Origin of the sequence: Pedobacter sp. HMWF019 (genome assembly GCF_003061025.1) — a bacterium.
In the GTDB taxonomy this organism is placed as follows: domain Bacteria; phylum Bacteroidota; class Bacteroidia; order Sphingobacteriales; family Sphingobacteriaceae; genus Pedobacter.
The window spans coordinates 1-1,447 of the sequence record NZ_QAIL01000046.1; the positions used below are offsets into that span (position 1 = coordinate 1).

The following is a 1,447-nucleotide window of genomic DNA, read 5'->3' on the forward strand; positions in this document are numbered from 1 at the left end:
CTATAGCATCTATAATCTGGAAAATTAAAGTATTATTGTCTTGCGAATGTTCTTGTTTGGTTGCTTCTTCAAAATCTTTCTGCTCATTCATATTTTTTGGTATTGGATCTTGCTCCCTGGAAATTATTTAGGAGTTCGGGCAAAAATGAGGGGATTGCCTGTCATAGTTTTTACACAAAACGGATTTTCTTTTATATAAAACAGATTTTTTTAGTCGATGTAATGTTGTTTCATTTTTTTTTATCATAATTGCCGCAATGGGGATCAATATTGGTAAGGATTACGGAACCTGGAAAGAGGTAGGGGGGCGGTTTGAGCAGTTTCCAATGAAGGAGCAGTTGGTAACGGAGAGAAGAGAAAAATGCAGTTTTTCTTTTAGTGATGCCGAATTGGTACAGATCACAACTCCCGATACTTATATTGTATATGGTGACATTTTATTTAAACAGCACCTGTTGTATTTTCGCCCAACTTATGATGTGCCGGATATGGTGAAATTGCGCTTTACCTTGTCGGGAAATGGAACAATATATAATTACGTCAATAGCAAGAAATATCTTTTTAATTCCAACCAGCAAAATATCATATATATGCCCGAACTTGATGGTACAGGTGAATACGATACTGGATGCAATTACCGTTTTTTTGAAGTTCATTTTGCTAAAGAAAAGTTTTTGCAACTGTCTGAGCATTCGTGCAGATCACTCCAGATTTTAGCCGATCATCTGGACGGTGGGCATTATGCCCAAATAGCCGAACAAAATCTTCCGATTTCGCTGGCCATGTATGACTGTATACGCAGCATTCTTAATTGTAAATATACAGACGGATTAAAACTGATGTTTCTGGAATCCAAATGTATAGAGTTGCTTGTTCTTCAGGCTGAGGCCTTTGAAGCAGCATTAACAAAGAAACAAAGTTTACCTCTACAGTCTGCATATGATAAAGATTGCATCTATAATGCCAGGGATTTTTTGATTCAGAATATTCAACAACCACCTTCGGTTGCACAGCTTGCAAAAATTTGTGGTATTAATGAGTTTAAACTTAGGCAAGGCTTTAAGGGACTGTTTGACAATAGCATATTTGGGTATTTAACAGACTACAAGCTAAATTATGCGAGGGAACTGCTGCTGGAAGGCAAATCTATAAAGTTTGTTGCATTCGACCTCGGTTATTCTTCTGTTCAGCACTTCAGCACTGCATTCAAAAAGAAGTTTGCCATATCACCCGGTCAATTGAAGATCTGAAATCTGGCAGCTGATAGGATTTTGGCTACAATATTTACGGATTCGCATACAACTGTTTTTTCTGAAAACAGCATATTTGCCAATATTGACTATTTTAGAATATGGCTAATCATCAAATTCAACGTATAAAATCCATCAGGGAATATCATCAGCTTAGAGGACTTCCAAAACCTGAACATCCGCTGGTCAGTCTGGTG

The 1,447-nt window shown here is 37.2% G+C and carries 1 protein-coding gene; it reads left to right on the forward strand.

Annotated elements, in window-relative coordinates; translation table 11 throughout:
• Positions 1-257 precede the first annotated feature (257 nt).
• A complete protein-coding gene (locus tag DBR11_RS03405; protein WP_108550216.1) occupies positions 258-1,250 on the forward strand; it encodes an AraC family transcriptional regulator in 993 nt (330 codons plus the stop codon).
• Positions 1,251-1,447: the final 197 nt, after the last annotated feature.

Coding starts and splice junctions, on each gene's coding strand:
- DBR11_RS03405 (WP_108550216.1), top strand. CDS start 258: ATGGGGATCAATATTGGTAAGGATTACGGAACCTGGAAAGAGGTAGGG.